The organism is Streptacidiphilus albus JL83 (assembly GCF_000744705.1).
GTDB lineage: Bacteria > Actinomycetota > Actinomycetes > Streptomycetales > Streptomycetaceae > Streptacidiphilus > Streptacidiphilus albus.
Window position 1 is genome coordinate 9,414,522 of record NZ_JQML01000001.1, and the last position, 18,438, is coordinate 9,432,959.

An 18,438-nucleotide genomic window follows, 5' to 3' on the forward strand; every position below is an offset into this window, starting at 1 on the left:
GTCCGGGGGGGCCGGATCGCCCCCGGCGTTCATCCATTTGCTGTGGAGCGGTGACGAAGAGTCACGTCCCGCTGGGGCGACCGGGTGCCGCTCCCAGTTCGTTCGCCGACCACCAGCACGCCTTCGGCGTCAAGCGGTTGTGCCAGGCCCTTGGCCCGTCCCGATCCGGCTTTCTACCGCTGGACGGGCGGTGCCCCGGCCCGCGCCGCGGGAGCGGCTGCCGATGCCGCACTCTCGCGGCGCGCGTACGCGCCGTCCACGCCGTCCACGCCGACTCCGAGGGCACCAACGGCGCCCCGCGGGTGACGGCCGGACTCCGCGAAGCCGGTCTTCCGGTCTGCCGGTCAACCACGAGCGAGCGGGTCCAACGGGTCATGCGTCGGTTCGGCACCGTCGGCGTCCACCTGCACAAGGAGCCGGGACGGTGATCGTTCCGGTCGGCCCAGCGGGCTACTGTTCGTCGACACCTGCCTCGGGCCGACCGGAGTTGTGCGCACCGGGAGTTGTGATCTAGGAGTCCGCGGCCTGCGGCTCGCCGATGCTGTACTCGCCGGAGTCGATCGGGTCGGTTGCCTGACTTTCCGACAGCGCGTACGCGGTCTCGCCGTGCAGGCTGAGGTCCAGGCCGAGTTCCTCGTCCGTCTCGGAGACCCGGTTGCCCGTGATCCGCTTCAGTACGAGGGCGATCACCAGGGTCGCCACCACGGTGTAGCCGAACGCCGCGCCGACGCCGACGGCCTGCTTGCCCAGTTGCGCCGCCCCGCCGCCGTAGAAGAGGCCGTTGGCCCCTGCGGCGTTGATCGACTTGGTGGCGAACAGGCCGAGAGCGAGCGCCCCGAACACGCCGCCCACCAGGTGTACGCCGACCACGTCGAGCGCGTCGTCGTAGCCGAGGCGGTGCTTCCACTCGACGGCGAACTCACAGAGCACGCCTGCCGCAGCGCCGATCGCCAGTGCGCCCAGTGGGCTCACGTATCCGGCACACGGGGTGACCGCGGCGAGCCCGGCGACGGCCCCGCCGGCCGCGCCGAGGGTGGTGGTCCTGCCGTGCCGCAGCCGCTCGACGGCCAGCCAGCCGAGGAGTGCCGCCGCGCCGGCGGTGTTGGTGTTGAGGAAGGCGCTGGCAGCGAGCTGGTTCGCGCCGAGGGCCGAACCGCCGTTGAAGCCGAACCAGCCGAACCAGAGGATCCCCGCACCGACCAGCATCAGCGGCAGGTTGCTCTGCGGCATCGGTCGGTCCGGCCAACCCTTGCGCTTGCCCAGGACGATCGCCATGACCAGGGCAGCTGCCCCGGCCGTGGTGTGCACGACGATCCCACCGGCGAAGTCGAGCACACCGAACTTCGCGAGCCACCCGACCGGCGAGAAGATCCAGTGCGCGACCGGGCAGTAGACCAGCAGCGACCACAGCACCACGAAGGGGACGAACGAGCTGAACCGCCAGCGGTCGGCGGTGGCACCGGTGATCAGCGAAGGCGTGATCACTGCGAACATCATCTGGTAGATCACGTAGACCAGCGGCGGGATCACCATCGCCGTACTGCCGCTGAAGCCGGGAACCATCTCATTCATGTGGGTGAGGTCGACGAAGTGCAGATCGCCGATGAAGCCGTTGCCCTTGCCGAAGGCGAGGCTGTAGCCGATGACCACCCATGCCACGCTCACCAGGGCGATGGTGACGAAGTTCTGCATCAGCATTGCCATGACGTGCTTGGTGCGCACCATGCCGCCGTAGAAGAATGCGACACCTGGCGTCATGAAGAGGACGAGCGCGGCACTGACCAGAACCCAGGCGGTCGAACCGGTGTCGACCCGGGTGAAGTCGAATTTCAAAAGGCCCTCCGAGGCCGGATGCGAACGGCGGGCCATGGGTCTGACCTGCGCCGACGTAGGGGAACCCAGCCGGGGCGCCGTCGGGGTCTCCGTAGGCGGCGGACTGGGTGCCGAGGGGAAAGATAAGGCCACCCAGGAGCGGACAGCGGTAACGGGATGGCAAAAATCGCCCGCGCGTCCTCGCCGGCCACAACCCGAGGAAATTCAAGCCGTCCTCAACGCCCGGACAGTCCTCCCCGGAACACGACCGCACCCGTTTCGGTCACGCGGAGCAGCAGGCCCATGAGCGGTTGCCTGTCACTGAATCGGGTCCTGTCGGCTGCCACCTGGGAATCCACCACTTCGGAAACTGCTCCACCGGTTCAATCCGCATAATGGTCGGATGACTGGGAACTCCCACTCTTCGAACTCCCACTCTTCGGCCATCCGAATTGTTGGCCGCGAGGTGGAGATTCTCGCCGACGGCCGGCCGTCGGAACCAGCCAGCCGTGGGCGGTGAATCTGCGCGTTGTCGTCGGAGCGGAGGCGCGCACCCGGCTTCCGGCCTCACCTCAACCGAAACGGCGAGGTTGGACTGCGCCGGCGGTGCTCTTTGCGAAGAACGACCGGCGCAGCCGGGGCGGGTCCGTCAGCCCGTGCCCCGGCTGCGGCCGTTGACCTGCGGGAGCGCTCCGTCGCTCTTACGGACAGGTACAGACTCCGTCGATCAGAGTGCCGCGGCTCGGTCCCGGCCGGCCCCGCACCCGGCCGAACCAGGTTCGCGGCGACCGGGCATACGGCTCCCGAGCGAACCGCGCGTACCTGCTCCGACTCGGTATCCGCTGCACGATCCCGGAGAAGGTCGACCAGATCCGCAACCGGAAGAAGCGCGGGATCCATGGCGGTCGGCCCCCGAAGTTCTGCAAGACCGACTACCGCGAACGCCATGCCGTGGAGTGCGGAATCAACCGGTTGAAGCGTCACCGGGCCGTGGTCACCAGGTATGACAAGCTCGCCGTTGGTCACGGGGCGACTGTGATCGTCGCGGCCATCAACGAGTGGCTGTGAGACTTCGGACGGTCTGTTACTGCTCGGGCATCCCTTCGGTCATTGCCCTGCTTCGGTCGGGGGAATCCAGGGCGTCCACGACAGTGCTTCGCGCCATCCGGGGCGACCGAACGCCCAGTTCTTGAGCACCGTGGCGACGGCTTCGTGACCGGCCATCTCGAACGGCCCGGGCACATGAGCCTGGAAGTGCTGGTCGGGGCCGCCCTCGCGGTACTCGACCTGGCAGCTCATGTCGTCGTTGAGGTAGACCTGCATGAAGTGCTGACCAGGGGCAACTGTGTGGAGCCTCTCGACAATGACAAACCGGTGCCTCAGGTTCATCTCACTCAGCAAGTCGAACAAAGTGTCCTCGGAGGGGTCGTCCCAGGACCCACCGCTCCATGTCTTCGCCCGCAGGGTTGGTGTCGCCATGTCGGCACTGTATCCGCCGACACCATGTCGCCCGAGCCCCACTGATCAACTTCTGAAACAGGCCCTAAGGGAGGCATGGTCACCTCCGTGTTCGAACTGGTTTGCTGGGTTCGTCCTGGCCGCGATAGTTTGCGCTGCTGGCCAGTTCGGCCAGCATCGCGACTTGGGGGAATCTTGGGATCAACGTCTCGGCGCGCAGGTTCCGCAGCGGTAGGGCTCGCCCTGCTGGCGACGCTCTTCGCGTCGGCGAGCGAAGCGTCCGCCGCGCAGAAGGTGTCAGCGGGCAGTGTCGCCAACTGCAGCGGGATCACCGGGCGCAATGATATCAACGGCCCCGTTGCCCGATGGGCGGGGCAGCGGATCAACGTGTCCACGCCGATCCACAATACGAGCGGCACCACGCGCTCGGACATGACAGTCAACTACATGATCATTCCCATGCCGGAGTCGCTTCCGCTGGCCCCCGGATCCCCGGCCCACCGGCAACGCCTCGTTCCCACGGTGTACTGGCAGGTCGACAAGGGGCGCTGGGAGACCATGACCTTCGTCTGGCATCCGGCGGTCTACCCGGATGCCGCGTACTGGCTCAGTGAGCCTATCCGCTTGCCCACGTTCGCGGGGAATGCCACTCACACGTTCCAGATCTCCGAGTGGTTCCACCCTGACTCGCTGGAGGCCCTCTACTGGGGGGAGCTCAACTACGCGGCCCTCGGCTGCGGTGCTGACAGGGTGGAACTTGGCTCCTCCGAGGTCGACACCGTCTATGGGCCGATCTTCCGGCGGTAGTCGGGCGCCACACTGATTGGACTCGCGGCCCCGACTGGAGGTCGGTCAGGGCCGCGAGCTTCCCGCGACCCTCAGCACGCGGGCCCGGGTCCCGCCGGCGCCGAGTGCAGCAGCAGGGAGAGTAGGGGGCAGGAGACGTTCTCGCTGTACAGCTCGTCACCGATACGGATGTACGACGGCGCCGGGATCCGTTCGGTGATCGCGATGCGCCAGTTGGCCGGGTCGGCGGGGAGGCCGGGGCGCGGGCAGGTGCTGGGGGCGAGCGTGGGCGGCATGGGATCAGGATGCACCCGTCGCCGTCCGGGACTGTTAGGAAGTCAGGAGCTGTCCGGCTGAACATGCGCGCGGATTCAGGCTGACGCGGGTGGCTTTCGTGTCGTCGTGTAGGCGAACGGGCCGTGGACGCCGGAGCTGTGCCGCTCGGCGGCTTCGAGGGCGACCTGCATCCGCTTGCGGACCGGCAGCTCGGTGGTGGCGTACAGCGCGCCGAGGGCGATGTCGGCGCCGCAGCCGACGGCGGCGTAGCGGGCGTGGGGCTCGCCGACCTGGTAGTCGGAGTCGACGATGAACAGGCGTCCGGCTATGCCGACGAGGAACTGGCCGCCGGATTCCTGCTCGGCGTTCTTCGTGGCCCAGCCGCCGTCCTTGAGGCAGGCGCGGACGGAGTCGACGAACGTGGTGACCATGAAGCGCGGCAGGTCTCCGGTCGGCTCCGGGGGAGTGAAGGCGTACCGGAGCAGCTGGCCCATGCGGTACGAGGTGGTGAAGCCCATCGCGTACGGGCCGTTGCGGAAGACCTTCTCGTCCGCCCGGAGCGTCAGGGACCAGCCGGAGACGCCGGCACTGTCGGCACCGAGGTGGACGCGGCCGTTGCGGACGATGCCGACTACAGCTGTCATGGCGTCAGGGTACCGGGCGGGCAGCGGACCCGGAGCATGCAGCGGCGCCCGCCATCGCGAGGACGGTGGGCGCCCGGCTGCATTGTTCAGTCCTGCTCGTCCGCGTCGGGGCCGACCGTGGTGAAGACGGCCAGTCGGTACGGCGCGTCAGGACGGTCGGGCCAGACATTGGCCTCGATGGCGGCCTGGGCGCGCTCGTAGTCGGCGACGAGCACTGCGTGCTGCGGGCTGATCCACTTCATCGGCTGCGTCCTGACGCGCGTTGGTCTGTCCGAGTATGACAGCGCGAAGGCGTCAGCCGGGCTTGTTCATGCAGGTGACCTGGCAGTCGAGCGGGGAGTGCTGGCAGTTGGCGGCGACGACGATCTCTCTGCTGAGCGGGTCGCCCCACAGCGGGATTGGTGGGGCGGCTGAGCACTTACAAGCCTGCGACTGTCGGGGGGTAGGCACGGTCCGCTCGGACCAGCCGTACTCGGAAACGGTCATGCCCCGCACCGTACGGGCGGTCGAGGGCGTTGCCCACCGCCCAACTCAACCCCGGCGCCCGGCCCCGGCCTTCCGGCCAGGCGGCCCAACCGAAGGAGCAGCGCATGCGCGGCGGTCGCACGGCGGGGGAAGGCGTGAAGCTACCCCCAGTCCGTCACGTCGCTCAGGCCGTCCGCATCCGCATCCAACTGCTGCCGAGCCTCACCCGAGAGGAACAGTGTCAATGCCCCGCAGTCACGACACCCACGCCCCAACGGTGCGTCATATACAGGCTTCGACTTGAACAGGCCCGCCGCCCTGAACCGGAGCTGCAGTCGGCTGCTCCACTCTCCGCGTTCGCCTACCTCGCCGAGGGGGCTGAGCCGCTCTGAACCGCATGTTCCGCATCGCATTCCGCGGACGATACACCGGGCGTTCTCGCACGCAGCCGGTGGGTCCGCAATCGGCGCGGTACACAGCGCAGCGACTGAAGCGGCCGAAGGAGCAACACCGTGACCGAGCGCACCTACCGGGGTATTGCCGCACCCACCAGCCTGCGCGATGGCTGGGAGCGGTACCTGTGGCAGTCCGGCGTGGACGCGGCTGTGAAGCACGGATTCCTGGATACGCACTACGGCGCCCTCGGGGACCGGCTGAAGCTCGGTGAGCCGGTCGACGTCGAGGTCACCGTGCGCAGGCGCTGGTTGCGTGTCGCGGCGACGTTCGGGGCCGCGCCGGGATCCCACATGGGCCTGTGGCACCCCGACACGGGCTCGTGGATCGGCGGCACCGGGGTGCACCGCTGGAACTACCGCGTCGGCAGCCTGCGTCGGTGCCTCACGCTGCGCCTCGGTGAGGAGGAGTGCGACTCCCCGGAGGAAGCGATCAACTACCTGCACTGGAGCGCTGGAGCGCCCCGGCGCCGCCGCCGGCGCCAGGGACACCGCGACGAGGGTCTGTCCAGTCGACCGTACGGACCCTCGGGTCGGGCCTCGGGCTCCCGGTGCGAGACGGCTCCTCCGGTTCAAGGGCGAGGGGCCGTCCGCAGGAGTCCGCTGGCGCTCAGATCGAGGTCTCCATCGTGGGGGTGCTGACCTCGGCGGCGAGCAGCGCCAGGCGGATGCGGTTGTCGGCCCCCGTCTTGGCCCGGATGCGCCGCAGGTAGGTGTCCACGGTGTGGGTGCTCAGACCCATGCGGTGGGCAATGGCGGCGTAGGTGCAGCCTCGGGCGAGATGCTGCAGGACCTCCAGTTCGCGTGGGCTGAGGGCCGGGTTGCGGTCAGCGGTTCCGATCGTCATGGAGTTCTTCCTTCCGGTTGTCACAGGGCGGGCGAGACGGCCTCGGGCTTCGGGGGGATGTAGCCGCCGCCCCAGGCGCTGTCCGCAGGCGCGACAACGGTGGCAGTAACGGGCGACACCCGGCCGTCGGCCTGCCGGTGGTCCAGGTCGACGGGGTGGATCGCCGTGACTGCACTGAAGGCGAGGGCGATGACGGCAAGACGCAGAGCGGGCATCAGCGAACTCCCAGGGGTGATCGTCTGGGGCACCTTCTGCGGTGCCCTCGGTTGCTTCAGACTGGCCCCGGGCACCACGCCCGCACCACCTGACAGACTGCTCACCAAGCTGCCATGCAGCAAGACGAGTTGGGAACAAGTATGGACATATCAGGAGAGGTTTCCCTTTCTGCTGTGCTTGCCTCTCTGACCGGCGATCAGATGGGCGTGTATGCCTGGATCGCCCAGCGTCCAGGTGCGGAGCCCGACAGCGTCGCAGGCGCTCTGGGGTTGTCGGCTGCGGATGCGCGCTCCGCCGTCAGTGCCCTCGAGCGGGCGCAGCTGCTGATCGGCAGCGACGAGCGTGGGGGACTGGTGGCCGTGGACCCCGGCCTTTCGGCGGCTGCCGCGACCCAGGAACTGAGCCAAACCATCCGGGCGCAGCAGGCGCAACTTGACGGGATCAACGCCCGCATCGGCGCCCTGCGCTCGCACTTCCATGCCGGTCGCGGCAGGGGCACCTCGGATGTGGAGCCCATCACGGAACTGGAGGGGGTCCGCTCGGCCCTCAACCGGGCCTCCGAGGCCTGCCGGCAGGAGATGCTGACCTGCCAGCCGGGCGGCAACCGGGTGCCCGAGGCACTTCAGGAGTCGATCGCGCGTGACACCGCACTGCTGGAACGCGGTGTCCGGATGCGTACGCTCTACCAGCACACGGCGCGTTTCAACGGTCCGAGCCAGGCCTACGTGGCTGCGGTGTCCGCGTTGGGGGCCGAGTACCGCACGGCGCACGAGCTGTTCGGCCGGATCATCGTCTTCGACCGCGAGACCGCGTTCATTCCGGACCGGCACGGGAGCTGGGGCGCCGTCGTCATCCGCGAGCCCTCGATCGTCGCGTACCTGTGCTCCATCTTCGAAGCGGCCTGGAGCACCGCCAAGCCCTTCGGGGACGCCCCTGCGGACGGGCTCGAAGCCGTGTCGAAGGAGCTCGACCGGACGATCCTGCGTCTCCTCGCGGCGGGGCTCAAGGACGAAGCCATCGCTCGGCGACTGGGCATGTCGCTGCGCACCCTGCGCCGCCATATCGCCGACATCATGGCCGGCCTCAGGGCCGACAGCCGCTTCCAGGCGGGAGTGCGGGCCGCGGGCTCCGCCCAGTTGGCCGACGGCGCCGTGGACGACGCGGCCGATGAGCACGCCGGGCCGGCGGGTCGGCGGAGTCCCGCATAGTCGTGACTACCCCCGTGCTGCTGCCGAGGCAAGAGTGGTTGTCCTTGTAGGTCCACGGGGGAGGCATGGATGAGTATTGGCCGAAGGCTTGCGCGAGAAATGGAGTCCTTCGCCCGCGACGTGGGTTTCTGCTTGACGGCGAACCGTGCAGTCGGTCCGGCCGTCGTATGGCCGTCCGGTGAGCCCGGCCTCTCCGAGGAGTTCTGTTCCAGGGCCGTGTCGCCGTCCGTCCCTCCGGCGGCCGATTCCTTGTACCCGGTTTCCGTCAACGAGCAAGTCGAGGAATTGACGGACCATCTGGGTGTGCTGCTGGGAACGCAGGTGCGGGCCTCGGCCTGGGATCTGTCGCGGGACCGTGCGACCCAGCCGCAGGCAGCCGGGCAGGAAAGGCTTTTGATGCCTTTGACCTGTGGATTCGACTGCCGTATCGATGGTTCGGCCGAGGTCGGGGAACCTCACCCCACGGTGAGCATGGAGCTGCGGCTGCGGCGCGGGAGCGTCCTCTATGTACCCGCGCATTTCAGCTACACGCTCTCGAAAGGGCATGCGCGCACCGTCGCTCTGGACCTCTCGATCGGCTGATCAGTGGCTTCGGTAACTGGATCCCGTGACTTTCCCGCTGCCGGCGCCGACGGCAGGATTCATTCCAGCGAGAGGGAGGAACCCGAATCCGAGTGCAGAACTGCGGTCGGTCTCGCGGAAATCACGGTGCCCGGTGAACGGGCGCCTCTTTCACCAAGGAGTTCACATGTCCCGCACTGTTCGATTCGCTTCCACCGCGGCCGTCGTCATGGCCCTCAGTTCGATCGTGCTGCCCGCTGCCATGGCCGCCACCCCGCAGGCGGTCCAGGGCCGTGCCGCTGTGACGCAGACCATCACGCCGAACTACACCTGCGCCGAGCACATCGAGTGCGACCCGAAGTAGTGGCGTTCGGCCGCGGCCCGGCCTCCTGTGGGGTCCGGGCCGCGGCCGCCCTGGCGACCAACCCCTGAAAGGCGAACGTGACCAACCCATGACCGACCTCGCAGCCCCTCCGTACGCCGGGCCGAGCGCCCCCCATCTGCTCGACGATGCCACGCCCGGTGCCGTGCGAGCTGCTCTGCGGCGGCACGGTGCGGTCCTGTTGCGCAGAGCGCACCGGACCGTGACGGATTTCGAAGACCTGGCCGACGCCCTGATGACGCCGTTGATCCACCACTCCGTCGCGGGCCGGGAGCGTGAGCCGGTCAGCGCGGACGGTGCCACGGCCACCGTCAACAAGGGCTCGCACGCGATCCCGCTGCACCGTGAGCTCTCCTACGCCCCGGGCACACCCGACCTGCTGATGTTCTACTGCGAGCAGCCACCCCGGGACGGGGGCGCGACCACCCTGTGCGACGGAGCGGCACTGCTGGACCGGCTGCCGACCGAGATCGTGGAGTTCCTGCGGGCCAACGAACTCGTCTGGACGTGGAGCGCCTCGCCGGAACGCTGGCACTCCACCCTCGGGGTGGACACCCCCGCGGCGGCACAGCAGGTCGTCGCAGCACTCAACCGCAGGTACGCGGGCCTCGGACACCTGGGAGCCTCGTTCGACGGCGACACGCTGAACGGAACCTACACGACCAGCTTCCTCGTCCGCTCGGGCGACCCGGCTCGCGACTCGTTCTGCAACTCACTGCTGACCACCCTCGCGCTCAGCCAGGCGTTTGACTTGCGGATGACCGCCGGCGGAGCCAGCGCCACTCTCGGTAACGGATCGGCCTTCCCTGCGGCTTACCTGAACGCCATCGCCGCCTGTGCCGACGACGTGACCCACGACGTGGCCTGGCAGCGGGGTGACATCGTGGTCGCGGACAACACGCGCTACATGCACGGCCGACGTCCCATCGCCGACAGCGAGCGCCGCATCCTCACCCGTATCGGCCACGCCCTCGGCGAGCACGGGCCCGCCCAGTCCTGACCGGTACCCACTCCTGGCCATCGGTCGCAACACCCGCGTCCGCGCCGCGGCCGTCCGCCGTGCGGCGTCGAACGCCGCGCGGCCATCGAAACGAGGAACTTGACATGAGCACGCCTGTATTGCCAGCTCCCTTCACCGTTGTCTGGATCACTGCGAGTTTTCCGCCCGAGGTAACCGGGGTCTCCTTGGGAAACCTGGAGCGTGCCCGGTGGTTCGCGGCACAGGAGGGCGTCCGGTTGTGTCTGCTCACTCCGGAACCCGACGCCTCGGAGGAGAGCCCGGCGGCGCCCGCCGAGGGACTGGAGGTCTTCCCCTACGCCGCGAAGCCGTGGCTGCCCTATCCGGTCCTGCGAGTGCCGCGCCGGGCCGCGCTGGGACAGATCGACGCCGCACTGGAGAGGATCCGCCCAGACCTGGTCGTGGTCACCGACCCGGAGCGGTCCTTCCTGTTCGCGTCCTGGGGCGCTCCGGGCCGGGCCTACGCCCGTCGCCACAAGGTGCCCTACATCGCCCAGTACCAGGGCGACTACCTGAACTTCGCCCGCAGCTACCCGGGCTGGCGGCATTTGCGCACTCCGCTGATCCGCCCCGCGATGCGCTATCTGTACCGGCGGTTCGACGCCGCGCTGTGCGCGACCCAGCACGCCGCCCAGACCCTGCGCGGCATCTCCCGGGTGCCGATCGAGCAACTCCCCTTCATCGGGATCGACATCGCGGACTTCGCCGCCGGCCGACGCGACCCGGGCGTGCTCACGCGCCTGGCGCCCGCCCACGACGGCAGGGGCAAGGCCGTGCTCTTCCTGGGGCGCCTCGCCCGTGAGAAACGCCTCGACCTGGTGATCGCCGCGTTCCTCCGGCTCAGCGCCGAACCGGGGCACGAGGACCTCTCACTGTTCGTCGCCGGCGACGGCCCCGCCGACGTGGTGGCGGAACTGCGGCGCCTCGCCGAGCAGTCGTCCCGGATCCACTTCCTGGGCTTCGTCCACGGCAGCGACCGGACGGACCTGTACAGCTCCAGCGACGTGTTCTGCACCGCCTCGCCCTACGAGACGTTCGGGCGCACCGTCGTCGAGGCGATGGCCTCCGGAACACCCGTGGTCACCACGGCGGGTGGCGGCATCACCGACCGCCTCCAGGACGGCGGCAACGCGTACCTCTTCACGCCGGACAGCGCCGACGCCCTGCAGGACGCGCTGCGCCGGGCGCTGGTCGAGGACTCGGCGGCGCTCCGGTCCCGAGCCGGCGCCGAAGCCGCGCGCTTCACCGTGGAGGACGGCTGCGCCCGCCTCCTCGACTGCTACCGCGCACTCGCCGGGGCGCCCGCCCGGGCTTCCGCCGCCGTCAGTGCCTGAAACCTCCGTGGAGGCCGCAACAGTGTTCCCGAACCGCACGACGAAGGAAGAACCATGACGACCGATCTCATTCACGACAGCACCCGGGACGCCGCGGCTACCGCGGCCCGCGTCAGCCGCGCGGAGTACCGGCGCAGCTCACCGCCCCTGCTGCGCAGCCGGGCTCTGGACCGGCTGACCCGGACCGGCCTGTGGCTGCCGATCGCCTTCTACCTTCCCGTGTCACTGGCCCTGATCCTCCTGGGGGTACGGGTTGTCGGGACACTGCGCGGGGCGGCCCTCGTTCTCGGCGGCTACGTCCTGTGGACCCTGACCGAGTACTGGCTGCACCGGCTGGTGTTCCATTGGGCGGCCAAGCCCGGGACGGCCATGGCCGCCGTCCACTGGTTCGTCCACGGCGTCCACCACGAGCACCCCGACGACCCGGAACGGGTGATGATGCCCCTGGCGGGGTCGATCCCGCCAGCTGCGGCCTTCTGCCTGCTGTTCCGCCTGGCATTCGGCGCGGCGTCGTGGCTGCCCGTCGCGGGCGGATTCCTCGGTGGATACCTGCTCTACGACGTGGTGCACTATCTGCTGCACCACCACCGGCCCAGGACCACCGTCGGTCGGGAACTGCGACGGCGCCACCTGCTGCACCACTACCAGGACGGCCGGACCGGCTTCGCGGTGAGCGCCCCCTGGCTCGACCATGTGTTCCGGACCGCGCCCGCGCCCCGCCCGCGCAGGGGCTGACGTGCCACCGACCGTGGCGGCCAGGCTCCAGGCCCGGGCCGTCCGGCAGCTCTCCGCCCTGCCCCGCCCGCTCCGGCGGATGCTGGCCGGCCGGCCGCCCCGGCAGGCCGGCCGGGGCCTGGCCCTGGACGCCCAGTTGCTGCTGAGGCTCCAGCGACTGTTCGTGACCTCACCCGTCGACGCAGCCCTGAGCACGACCCGTGCCGCCATGGCCCGCTCGGGCTACGTCCTCGGCGGCCGACCGGTCGGACCGGTACGGACCAGCGAGGTGGTGGTTCCAGGACCGGCGGGCGCGATCGCGGCCACCCTCTACACCCCGGACTCGGGACCGCAGGCCTCCGCGCTGTTGCTCTACTTCCACGGCGGCGGGTGGGTGGCCGGTTCCCGGGAGAGCCACGACAGCACCGCGCGGTTCCTCGCCCACCGGTCGGGCGTCCAGGTACTGCTGCCCGAATACCGGTTGGCGCCCGAGCACGTCTTCCCGGCAGCGGTCGACGACGCCATGGCCGCGTTCGCCTTCGCCCACGCGCAGGCGGGCAGGCTGCGGGCCGATCCCGCCCGCATCGCCGTCGGAGGAGACAGCGCGGGAGGCAATCTGGCTGCCGTGGTCGCCCAGCTCAGCAGGGGCGGTGCCGAGTCCGCCGCGTACCAGCTGCTGCTCTACCCCAACCTCGACGCGTCCACCGTGCGGCGGTCCCATGAGGCCTTCGGCGAGGGCTTTGTGGTGACCCGCTCCGAACTGGCCTGGGCCCTCGACCACTACGCCCCCGCCGGGGTCGACCGCGCCGACCCGCGGCTCTCCCCGCTCCTGGGCGCGGACCTCCGCGGACTACCCCCTGCCTTCATCGCCGTGCCCGGCTTCGACCTGCTGCGTGACGAGGCACTGGAGTACGCCCGGCGGCTGCGCGAGGCGGGTGTCCCCACCACCGTCAACCTGCAGCCCGACCTCACCCACGGCTATGCGAGCATGCTCGGTCTCGGGCAGCGGTTCCGTGAGGCCACCGCCGAGGCCGCAGACGCCCTGCGCGCGGCCCTGGCCCGGTAAGCCCGTGCGCGGCGCTGGATGAACGATTGCGGCAAGCTGCGGCGCTGCACTGAGAAGAGCGGCAAGGTCGTCGACTTCTACCTCCACCTCGCCGCTGCCCCCCGTCACGCTCCGCATGCCCATCCGACGCGCGACCAGCCAGTGTCACTGGGACGACCGCCCCACCACCCGGCGCCTCAAGTGATCCATTTGCCGGTCGGTCCACATGCTCATGGCTGTGCAGTCGTCGCGGTGGTGGTGATCAGTTCCTCGATGCCGAAGAGGAACCGCTCCATCTCCTCCCGGGACAGCAGCGCGCTGTCCGCGGTCATCGACAGCCGTACCGCGTCGCCCGCGCCCAGGGCGTCCACCGCGAAGCTGACGCCCTGGCGCGGGGGGAACACGATCGGCCAGCTCAGGGTGGTCAGCGACCTGGCCTCGGCGATGCCCGCGGGATCGGCGCGGGCCCCGGGGTCGAACGCCTCGACCGGTTGCGTGCCCAGCTCGCGCGTGTCGTTGAAGAAGCAGCTGCGGTCGGCGACCGGGCCGTCCCCGGCCTCCAGTTCCGCGATGTCCCGCTCCAGCAGCAGCCGGTCGTAGTAGGCGTGCCGGTAGGAGGCCAGCGAGACGCTCTGGGTCCGGCGCAGCAGCTCGACGAAGTCCTGGTCGGCGTCCGGGAGGTGCACCAGCGCCTGGCCGGACAGGGTGCTCACGGCGTGGGCCAGTCCGGGCAGGAAACGGTTGTTGACCACCACCTGCAGGACCGCGTCGGGGCAGCCGGAGATCCGGGCGGTCATCGTCGCGACCGCCGCCAGCAGCACGGCGGAGGGTCCCACCCGGTGGACGGCGGCGACCCTCGGCAGGGCCAGCGCCAGGGCGGGGGAGTGCAGCAGCGCGTTGGGGAACGGCAGGGTCCCGGGCTGCCCGCCGGTTCCCTTGTCCCGGAACAGCCGCGGCGGGCCGGCCTTCAGCTTGCGGAACCAGTACTGGCGCGCGGCGGCGTCCCGGCGCCGCCCGCGCTCCGAGCACTGGAACTCCGCCTCCTCCAGTGGCTGGAGGGAAGGGCGCAGCTCACTGATCCGGGCCGGGGGCTCGCCCAGCACCAGTGCGGTGAGATTGGTGGCGACCTGGTGCAGCCCCCAGCCGTCGGCGGCGGTGTGGGCGAGGACCAGGGCGATGAACCGGACCTCGCCGCCGGACTCCAGCAGTCCGACCCGGACCGGCCACTCGGCGTCCAGTGCGAACGGCTGCCCGACCAGTTCGGCGAGCAGTGCGGCGCCCTCCTCGGCGATCTCCGCCGGGTCGTCGCTCACGCACGGACGGAGTACGACCGGCACCCGCCCGTCGGGTTCCACGGTCTGCCGCAGCCGACCCGTCTCATCCGCGGCGAGGGTGGTGTGCAGCGAGTCGTGCAGCTGGAGCAGTTGCCCGAGTGCGTCCAGGACGGCGGGCACGGGCAGGGCGACGGTGACCGGCGCGCCCAGCGAGACGTTGTAGCGGGCCGCGTCGTCGCCCAGCGTGCTGACGGTGTCCCAGATCGAGTGCTGGCCCCAGGTGGCGGGGCCGGTGCCGGAGCGTCCTGACGACAGCTCGATCTCCAGCGTGCGGGTGGTGGTCAAGGCGGACCTCTCCGGTGCGGTGGGGATTCCGCTCGGTGCGGGGCGGAATCAGCACCGAGTGTGGCCTCAGCGGGTGGTTCGCGTCGAGACCGCCCGGACGGGGCGCCCGGCGTTGGCTCAACAGCCGCCCGGCAGCCCGAATCGTCGCTGGTAACCATGGCGTGCTCTTGTCCCGGTCTGTGTCTGCCGCACCCATGGTCGCGTGGCCTCCGCAACCGCGGGCACGAATTCCGAAAGACCGCATACCTCTCCCGGCAGGGGCGCCAGAGCTGACGCAACGTCAGCAGAGGTGCACATGGACTGGACCCGGGGGAATTCCGGGTTCCGCCCGAGGCGTGCGACATGATCGCCCGGGTGCCCCTCTGCGGCATGGGCGGGATCCGCCCCGGCATGTCGTTCCTGGATCCCGCCGAGAAGCTGTGAGCGTGGGTCGACATCAATGCCATGGCCGTCGCCGCAGCGGGATCGCGGCTGGTCACTGCCGGGAGAAGGGGTCATCCGAGGCTTTGACGTCCCCTGGCTCCCCATCCCCGTCCTTGACGCTACTGACCCCAACGCCGACCTCAACAGCGCCGGGTTCGCCCTCACCCTGCGCCTGTCCGCACCAACAGCCGGGGCCCTTTCGGGCCCCGGCCGGCTCCCCCTCATTACGGGGTTCCCGAGCCGAGTAGAGCGGTCGCGCCGGGCGTCTGCTCGTAGAGCACGCGGTGGGACTTTCGGGTTCGGGTGACCAGCCCGGCGCGATGCAGGATGCCCAGGTGGTAGGAGACCGTGCTGGCGGCTAGGAAGTGGCGTTCGCCCAGTTCGCCGGTGGTGCGTTCGACCTGCAGGTCTGCGAGGAGACGCGCTCGGGTCATGCCGAACAGCGCCTGTGTCGTGGGAGCGGCTGAAGGGCCGGTGGCCGCGCTGCGCAGGGCCGGGTAGGTGATGATGGGCGGCCGGGGCACCGGGGCCGGCGTGCAGTCCATGACCAGGAACAGGTTGGTGGTGATCGCCGACGGCATCAGGGTCAGACCGGAGTCGGCGAGGCGACGGCCCTGGAGTCGCGTCAGCAGTTTCAGGTGGTCGTCGTCCCAGACGACCCGGGGGTGCAGGTCGGCCAGCATGCCTGACAGTCCGTGCCGGGCGATGGCTCGGGCCCGGTGACCGATGTCGCTCTCCAGGCGAGCGCGCAGGGTTGCCCAGTGCGGGGCGATGGCCTGTTGCCACACCTGGTCGAGTTCGTCGGCCAATCGCTGTGCGAGCGCCTGCTCGCCCTGCTGCAACACGTCCTTGAGCACCCTCGGAATGCGGCGGCCGGACAGGTTGTCCTCGGGGTTGCCCAGGGCCATGATCTCTATCTCCCAGCGCAGACGCCCGGCGTCGACGTTGGCGATGGCGTGCAAATCCTCATGGAGCGTCGGTTCCGGAACGTACGGCTGCGGAGTGATGAAGTCCGGTACGTAGTCCCACGAACCACTGAACAGGGAAGTCAGAACAGCGAGTTTCCGCTCGCGGAGCGCCTTCTGGATCATGGATTGCCAACCTCCGCCGCATGGTTGTGCATCCGCACGCATCAGGTGCAGAGCATCAACCGTGACGCTCGCCGGTGAGATAGCGAACCTCGTGTCGGCCAGAACCCCAATGTGCATGTCGATCCGCAGCACACCAACCCCCGCTCAGTGGCGCCACTTGACGGGCTACCCCCGTCCCTGGGGCCTCATCGAAGCATTCGGACCCTTACATGTCAGCTGATTCCAACCTTCGAACCTGGTCGAATGATTCGACCGTGGACATTCCAGCTGGTTCCATGGAGCCGCACCGATCGCACCCGCACCAAGCGCGGGCCGGAATTCGCCGAGCCACCGCGCATCCATCAGCGGCAACGAGACAGGGGCACAACTCATGTTGAAGATCAGGACTGTGTTGACGGGGGCCACCGTGGCCGGACTTCTCACCGCGGGACTCGCCCTGGGGGCACCCGCGGCGGAGGCGAGCGGCCCGGGCAACTGCGTTTCGGGCGACGGAGCCACCGGCACCGGCGGTGACAGCTGCCTGTTCTACCACCAGGGCTTCGTGGGCGGGTACTTCGGCAGCCCCTACTCGATCAACTACCAGGGCAACAGCTTCGGCGGCTGCAACAACAACAGCTGTGACGGTGACGGCGACGCGGTCCGCAACGACGCGGCGTCGGTCGCGAACTTCGACACCGCCTGCACCGTGACCGTCTGGGTCTACCCGCTCGGGACCGGCGGCAACATCGGTCAGTCGTTCGGCCCGTGGGGATCCGGCAACCTGAACACGAGCCTCCGCAACAACGATGCCTCGCAGACCTGGAGCGGCCCCAGCGGCTGCTAGTGGGCAACACCGAGACGTGGCACCCAATCGGGAAGGGCCGGCCGTCCATGCTGAATGAAGCCATGAAGAGAAGTCGGGTCGGTGCCGCCTCGGTTGCGGGCGGTCTACTGGTCGCGGGCCTGCTGCTGGCAGGCTGCGCGGGCGGCGGATCCGCCCACCTCGCCGGGGCCCCGTGTCCACGGGGTCCCCGGTCACCACGGTTCCGGTGCCGACGGGACCGAACCAACTCAGTGCGCTGCCGATCACGCACTATGAGCTCACCGCCGCGCAGCAGGCCGTGCTCACCAACGCCGAGGCGGCCCTGGTGCACTCCTGCATGGAGCAGCTCGGCCTTGACTACACGCTTCCAGTGGCCGCTCCGAGCAGTGGAACTGATGACCTGTCAGGTGATCTGCCGGACAACGATCCCGCCCTCGCGGCCACCCAGGGATACCGCGACAGGAGCGTGGCCGCCGCGCAGATCGCCTACGAGCAGCGGTCCAAGGCCGCCGCGCCCGTCAGTCCTCGGATCACCACGGCGCTGCTCGGGGCGAGCACGCCGTGGAACTCCGCCACCCCGGACGGCGGCTGCCTGGGGCAGGCCCGACGCACGATTGCCGGCGCGAAGGCCGCCGACCCCGACGTGGACTTCGACACCCCCCAACTGGTCACCAATATCCAGCTGAACAGCTACTTCGCGGCGTTGGCGGACGGGCGGGTCAAGGACGTCTTCGGTGCATGGTCGGCCTGCATGAAGGCACGGGGGTTCGACTACCCGAGCCCGGTGGCCGCCGTGGACGATCCGCGCTGGAAGGCGCTGCAGCCGGCGACCGCGCTGGAGATCAGGACCGCCACCGCCGACGTGTCGTGCAAGTACCAGCACAACGTCGACGGAGTCTTCCACGCCGTACAGGTGGCCGACGAGAACACGGCGATCGATGCCAACCTCGGCGCACTCCAGCAGATCAGGGCAGGTCTGGACAGCGCGCTCGCCACCGCCACGCGGATCGAAGGCCAGCCGGCCCCCGGGCCGTCCGGTGGCGGTGCCGGGTGACTGCCGCTCCGGGACGGGTCTCGGCGGTTCGCGCAGGTCGTGGCGGACGGTGGTGGCAGGGCCTTCCGGGCGCTCGGCCGAGGTGGGCCCTGCCGTCAGTGGTGAGCGGACCTTCGCGTCGGGGGAGTGGCCGTGGCCCGGCTCCGGCCGACCTCGGTGCCGCGCCGGTGATCCCGCTGATGCGGTGGCTGGTCGGCGGGACCGTGCAAAGGCAGGAGCGCGCGGTGCACG

General features: G+C 69.7%; 20 protein-coding genes and 3 pseudogenes. 14 read left to right on the plus strand and 9 right to left on the minus strand.

Translation table 11 applies throughout. The annotated features are described in order from the left end of the window. Positions 1-107 precede the first annotated feature (107 nt). Positions 108-413, plus strand: a pseudogene (locus tag BS75_RS51155) (IS3 family transposase); the annotation flags it as partial. A 97-nt stretch (positions 414-510) separates the two neighbouring features. Here the strand turns inward: BS75_RS51155 and BS75_RS40760 are convergent. Further along, a complete protein-coding gene (locus BS75_RS40760) occupies positions 511-1,833 on the minus strand; it encodes an ammonium transporter (protein ID WP_063771491.1) in 1,323 nt (440 codons plus the stop codon). 705 nt (positions 1,834-2,538) lie between these two features. Here BS75_RS40760 and BS75_RS40765 point away from each other — a divergent pair. Next, a pseudogene (locus BS75_RS40765) lies at positions 2,539-2,880 on the plus strand (IS5/IS1182 family transposase); the annotation flags it as partial. A 39-nt stretch (positions 2,881-2,919) separates the two neighbouring features. On the opposite strand, the gene BS75_RS40770 reads toward BS75_RS40765, so the two are convergent. Then, positions 2,920-3,291, minus strand: a complete 372-nt coding sequence (locus BS75_RS40770; protein WP_034091808.1) for a hypothetical protein — start codon at positions 3,289-3,291, stop codon at positions 2,920-2,922. Between the two features lie 75 nt (positions 3,292-3,366). Here BS75_RS40770 and BS75_RS48885 point away from each other — a divergent pair, with 75 nt between their 5' ends. Beyond that, positions 3,367-4,077: a hypothetical protein gene (locus tag BS75_RS48885; RefSeq protein WP_152645864.1), complete on the plus strand. Its 711-nt coding sequence runs from the start codon at positions 3,367-3,369 to the stop codon at positions 4,075-4,077. Positions 4,078-4,148: 71 nt separating this feature from the next. Here the strand turns inward: BS75_RS48885 and BS75_RS40780 are convergent, their stop codons facing one another. The 3 genes from BS75_RS40780 to BS75_RS48890 form a co-directional block, all read right to left on the minus strand. Continuing rightward, positions 4,149-4,352, minus strand: coding sequence for a hypothetical protein (locus tag BS75_RS40780; protein ID WP_034091810.1), 204 nt, complete (start codon positions 4,350-4,352; stop codon positions 4,149-4,151). Between the two features lie 75 nt (positions 4,353-4,427). After that, positions 4,428-4,976, minus strand: a complete 549-nt coding sequence (locus BS75_RS40785; protein WP_034091811.1) for a hypothetical protein — start codon at positions 4,974-4,976, stop codon at positions 4,428-4,430. 86 nt (positions 4,977-5,062) lie between these two features. Beyond that, positions 5,063-5,218: a hypothetical protein gene (locus BS75_RS48890; protein WP_156164336.1), complete on the minus strand. Its 156-nt coding sequence runs from the start codon at positions 5,216-5,218 to the stop codon at positions 5,063-5,065. 735 nt (positions 5,219-5,953) lie between these two features. On the opposite strand from BS75_RS48890, the gene BS75_RS40790 reads away from it, so the two are divergent. Beyond that, positions 5,954-6,535, plus strand: coding sequence for a hypothetical protein (locus tag BS75_RS40790; protein ID WP_034091812.1), 582 nt, complete (start codon positions 5,954-5,956; stop codon positions 6,533-6,535). On the opposite strand, the gene BS75_RS40795 is transcribed toward BS75_RS40790, so the two are convergent. Continuing rightward, positions 6,504-6,740 carry a response regulator transcription factor gene (locus BS75_RS40795; RefSeq protein WP_081983096.1) on the minus strand — a complete coding sequence of 79 codons (237 nt, stop codon included), beginning with the start codon at positions 6,738-6,740 and terminating at the stop codon, positions 6,504-6,506. The genes BS75_RS40790 and BS75_RS40795 overlap by 32 nt on opposite strands. A gap of 20 nt (positions 6,741-6,760) precedes the next feature. Next, positions 6,761-6,955: a hypothetical protein gene (locus BS75_RS40800; protein ID WP_034091813.1), complete on the minus strand. Its 195-nt coding sequence runs from the start codon at positions 6,953-6,955 to the stop codon at positions 6,761-6,763. A gap of 114 nt (positions 6,956-7,069) precedes the next feature. Between BS75_RS40800 and BS75_RS40805 the strand changes: the two genes are divergently transcribed. The 8 genes and pseudogenes from BS75_RS40805 to BS75_RS49710 form a co-directional block, all read left to right on the plus strand. Then, positions 7,070-8,164: a helix-turn-helix transcriptional regulator gene (locus BS75_RS40805; RefSeq protein WP_231608047.1), complete on the plus strand. Its 1,095-nt coding sequence runs from the start codon at positions 7,070-7,072 to the stop codon at positions 8,162-8,164. Between the two features lie 69 nt (positions 8,165-8,233). Then, positions 8,234-8,746 (plus strand): hypothetical protein, encoded by a 513-nt coding sequence (locus tag BS75_RS40810; RefSeq protein WP_152645865.1) that lies wholly within the window; start codon positions 8,234-8,236, stop codon positions 8,744-8,746. A 166-nt stretch (positions 8,747-8,912) separates the two neighbouring features. After that, positions 8,913-9,089 carry a hypothetical protein gene (locus BS75_RS48895; protein ID WP_156164337.1) on the plus strand — a complete coding sequence of 59 codons (177 nt, stop codon included), beginning with the start codon at positions 8,913-8,915 and terminating at the stop codon, positions 9,087-9,089. 88 nt (positions 9,090-9,177) lie between these two features. Beyond that, on the plus strand, positions 9,178-10,107 hold the full coding sequence (locus tag BS75_RS40815; protein WP_081983098.1) for a TauD/TfdA family dioxygenase: 930 nt from the start codon (positions 9,178-9,180) through the stop codon (positions 10,105-10,107). Positions 10,108-10,211: 104 nt separating this feature from the next. Continuing rightward, a complete protein-coding gene (locus BS75_RS40820; protein ID WP_081983099.1) occupies positions 10,212-11,459 on the plus strand; it encodes a glycosyltransferase in 1,248 nt (415 codons plus the stop codon). Positions 11,460-11,513: 54 nt separating this feature from the next. After that, entirely contained in the window at positions 11,514-12,194 is a 681-nt protein-coding gene (locus tag BS75_RS40825) for a sterol desaturase family protein (RefSeq protein ID WP_052070396.1), read from the plus strand. Position 12,195: 1 nt separating this feature from the next. Continuing rightward, on the plus strand, positions 12,196-13,239 hold the full coding sequence (locus BS75_RS40830) for an alpha/beta hydrolase (RefSeq protein WP_034091817.1): 1,044 nt from the start codon (positions 12,196-12,198) through the stop codon (positions 13,237-13,239). Between the two features lie 3 nt (positions 13,240-13,242). Next, positions 13,243-13,423 (plus strand): annotated as a pseudogene (locus tag BS75_RS49710) (IS5/IS1182 family transposase); the annotation flags it as partial. 25 nt (positions 13,424-13,448) lie between these two features. On the opposite strand, the gene BS75_RS40835 reads toward BS75_RS49710, so the two are convergent. Beyond that, positions 13,449-14,837, minus strand: a complete 1,389-nt coding sequence (locus BS75_RS40835) for a condensation domain-containing protein (protein ID WP_034091818.1) — start codon at positions 14,835-14,837, stop codon at positions 13,449-13,451. Between the two features lie 647 nt (positions 14,838-15,484). Then, on the minus strand, positions 15,485-16,483 hold the full coding sequence (locus tag BS75_RS40840; RefSeq protein ID WP_152645867.1) for an ArsR/SmtB family transcription factor: 999 nt from the start codon (positions 16,481-16,483) through the stop codon (positions 15,485-15,487). A 274-nt stretch (positions 16,484-16,757) separates the two neighbouring features. Here BS75_RS40840 and BS75_RS40845 point away from each other — a divergent pair, with 274 nt between their 5' ends. Together BS75_RS40845 and BS75_RS45380 are read left to right on the plus strand one after the other, a co-directional pair. After that, positions 16,758-17,174, plus strand: coding sequence for a hypothetical protein (locus BS75_RS40845; protein WP_152645868.1), 417 nt, complete (start codon positions 16,758-16,760; stop codon positions 17,172-17,174). A 205-nt stretch (positions 17,175-17,379) separates the two neighbouring features. Then, on the plus strand, positions 17,380-18,207 hold the full coding sequence (locus BS75_RS45380; protein ID WP_152645869.1) for a hypothetical protein: 828 nt from the start codon (positions 17,380-17,382) through the stop codon (positions 18,205-18,207). The last annotated feature ends 231 nt before the right edge of the window (positions 18,208-18,438 follow it).

Excerpts from the sequence above, each read along its gene's own strand:
- BS75_RS40770 (WP_034091808.1), bottom strand. The coding sequence starts at position 3,291 with ATGGCGACACCAACCCTGCGGGCGAAGACATGGAGCGGTGGGTCCTGG.
- BS75_RS48890 (WP_156164336.1), bottom strand. The coding sequence starts at position 5,218 with ATGAAGTGGATCAGCCCGCAGCACGCAGTGCTCGTCGCCGACTACGAG.
- BS75_RS48885 (WP_152645864.1), top strand. The coding sequence starts at position 3,367 with ATGGTCACCTCCGTGTTCGAACTGGTTTGCTGGGTTCGTCCTGGCCGC.
- BS75_RS40785 (WP_034091811.1), bottom strand. The coding sequence starts at position 4,976 with ATGACAGCTGTAGTCGGCATCGTCCGCAACGGCCGCGTCCACCTCGGT.
- BS75_RS40800 (WP_034091813.1), bottom strand. The coding sequence starts at position 6,955 with ATGCCCGCTCTGCGTCTTGCCGTCATCGCCCTCGCCTTCAGTGCAGTC.
- BS75_RS48895 (WP_156164337.1), top strand. The coding sequence starts at position 8,913 with ATGTCCCGCACTGTTCGATTCGCTTCCACCGCGGCCGTCGTCATGGCC.
- BS75_RS40780 (WP_034091810.1), bottom strand. The coding sequence starts at position 4,352 with ATGCCGCCCACGCTCGCCCCCAGCACCTGCCCGCGCCCCGGCCTCCCC.
- BS75_RS40810 (WP_152645865.1), top strand. The coding sequence starts at position 8,234 with ATGAGTATTGGCCGAAGGCTTGCGCGAGAAATGGAGTCCTTCGCCCGC.
- BS75_RS40795 (WP_081983096.1), bottom strand. The coding sequence starts at position 6,740 with ATGACGATCGGAACCGCTGACCGCAACCCGGCCCTCAGCCCACGCGAA.
- BS75_RS40805 (WP_231608047.1), top strand. The coding sequence starts at position 7,070 with ATGCAGCAAGACGAGTTGGGAACAAGTATGGACATATCAGGAGAGGTT.
- BS75_RS40820 (WP_081983099.1), top strand. The coding sequence starts at position 10,212 with ATGAGCACGCCTGTATTGCCAGCTCCCTTCACCGTTGTCTGGATCACT.
- BS75_RS40815 (WP_081983098.1), top strand. The coding sequence starts at position 9,178 with ATGACCGACCTCGCAGCCCCTCCGTACGCCGGGCCGAGCGCCCCCCAT.
- BS75_RS40825 (WP_052070396.1), top strand. The coding sequence starts at position 11,514 with ATGACGACCGATCTCATTCACGACAGCACCCGGGACGCCGCGGCTACC.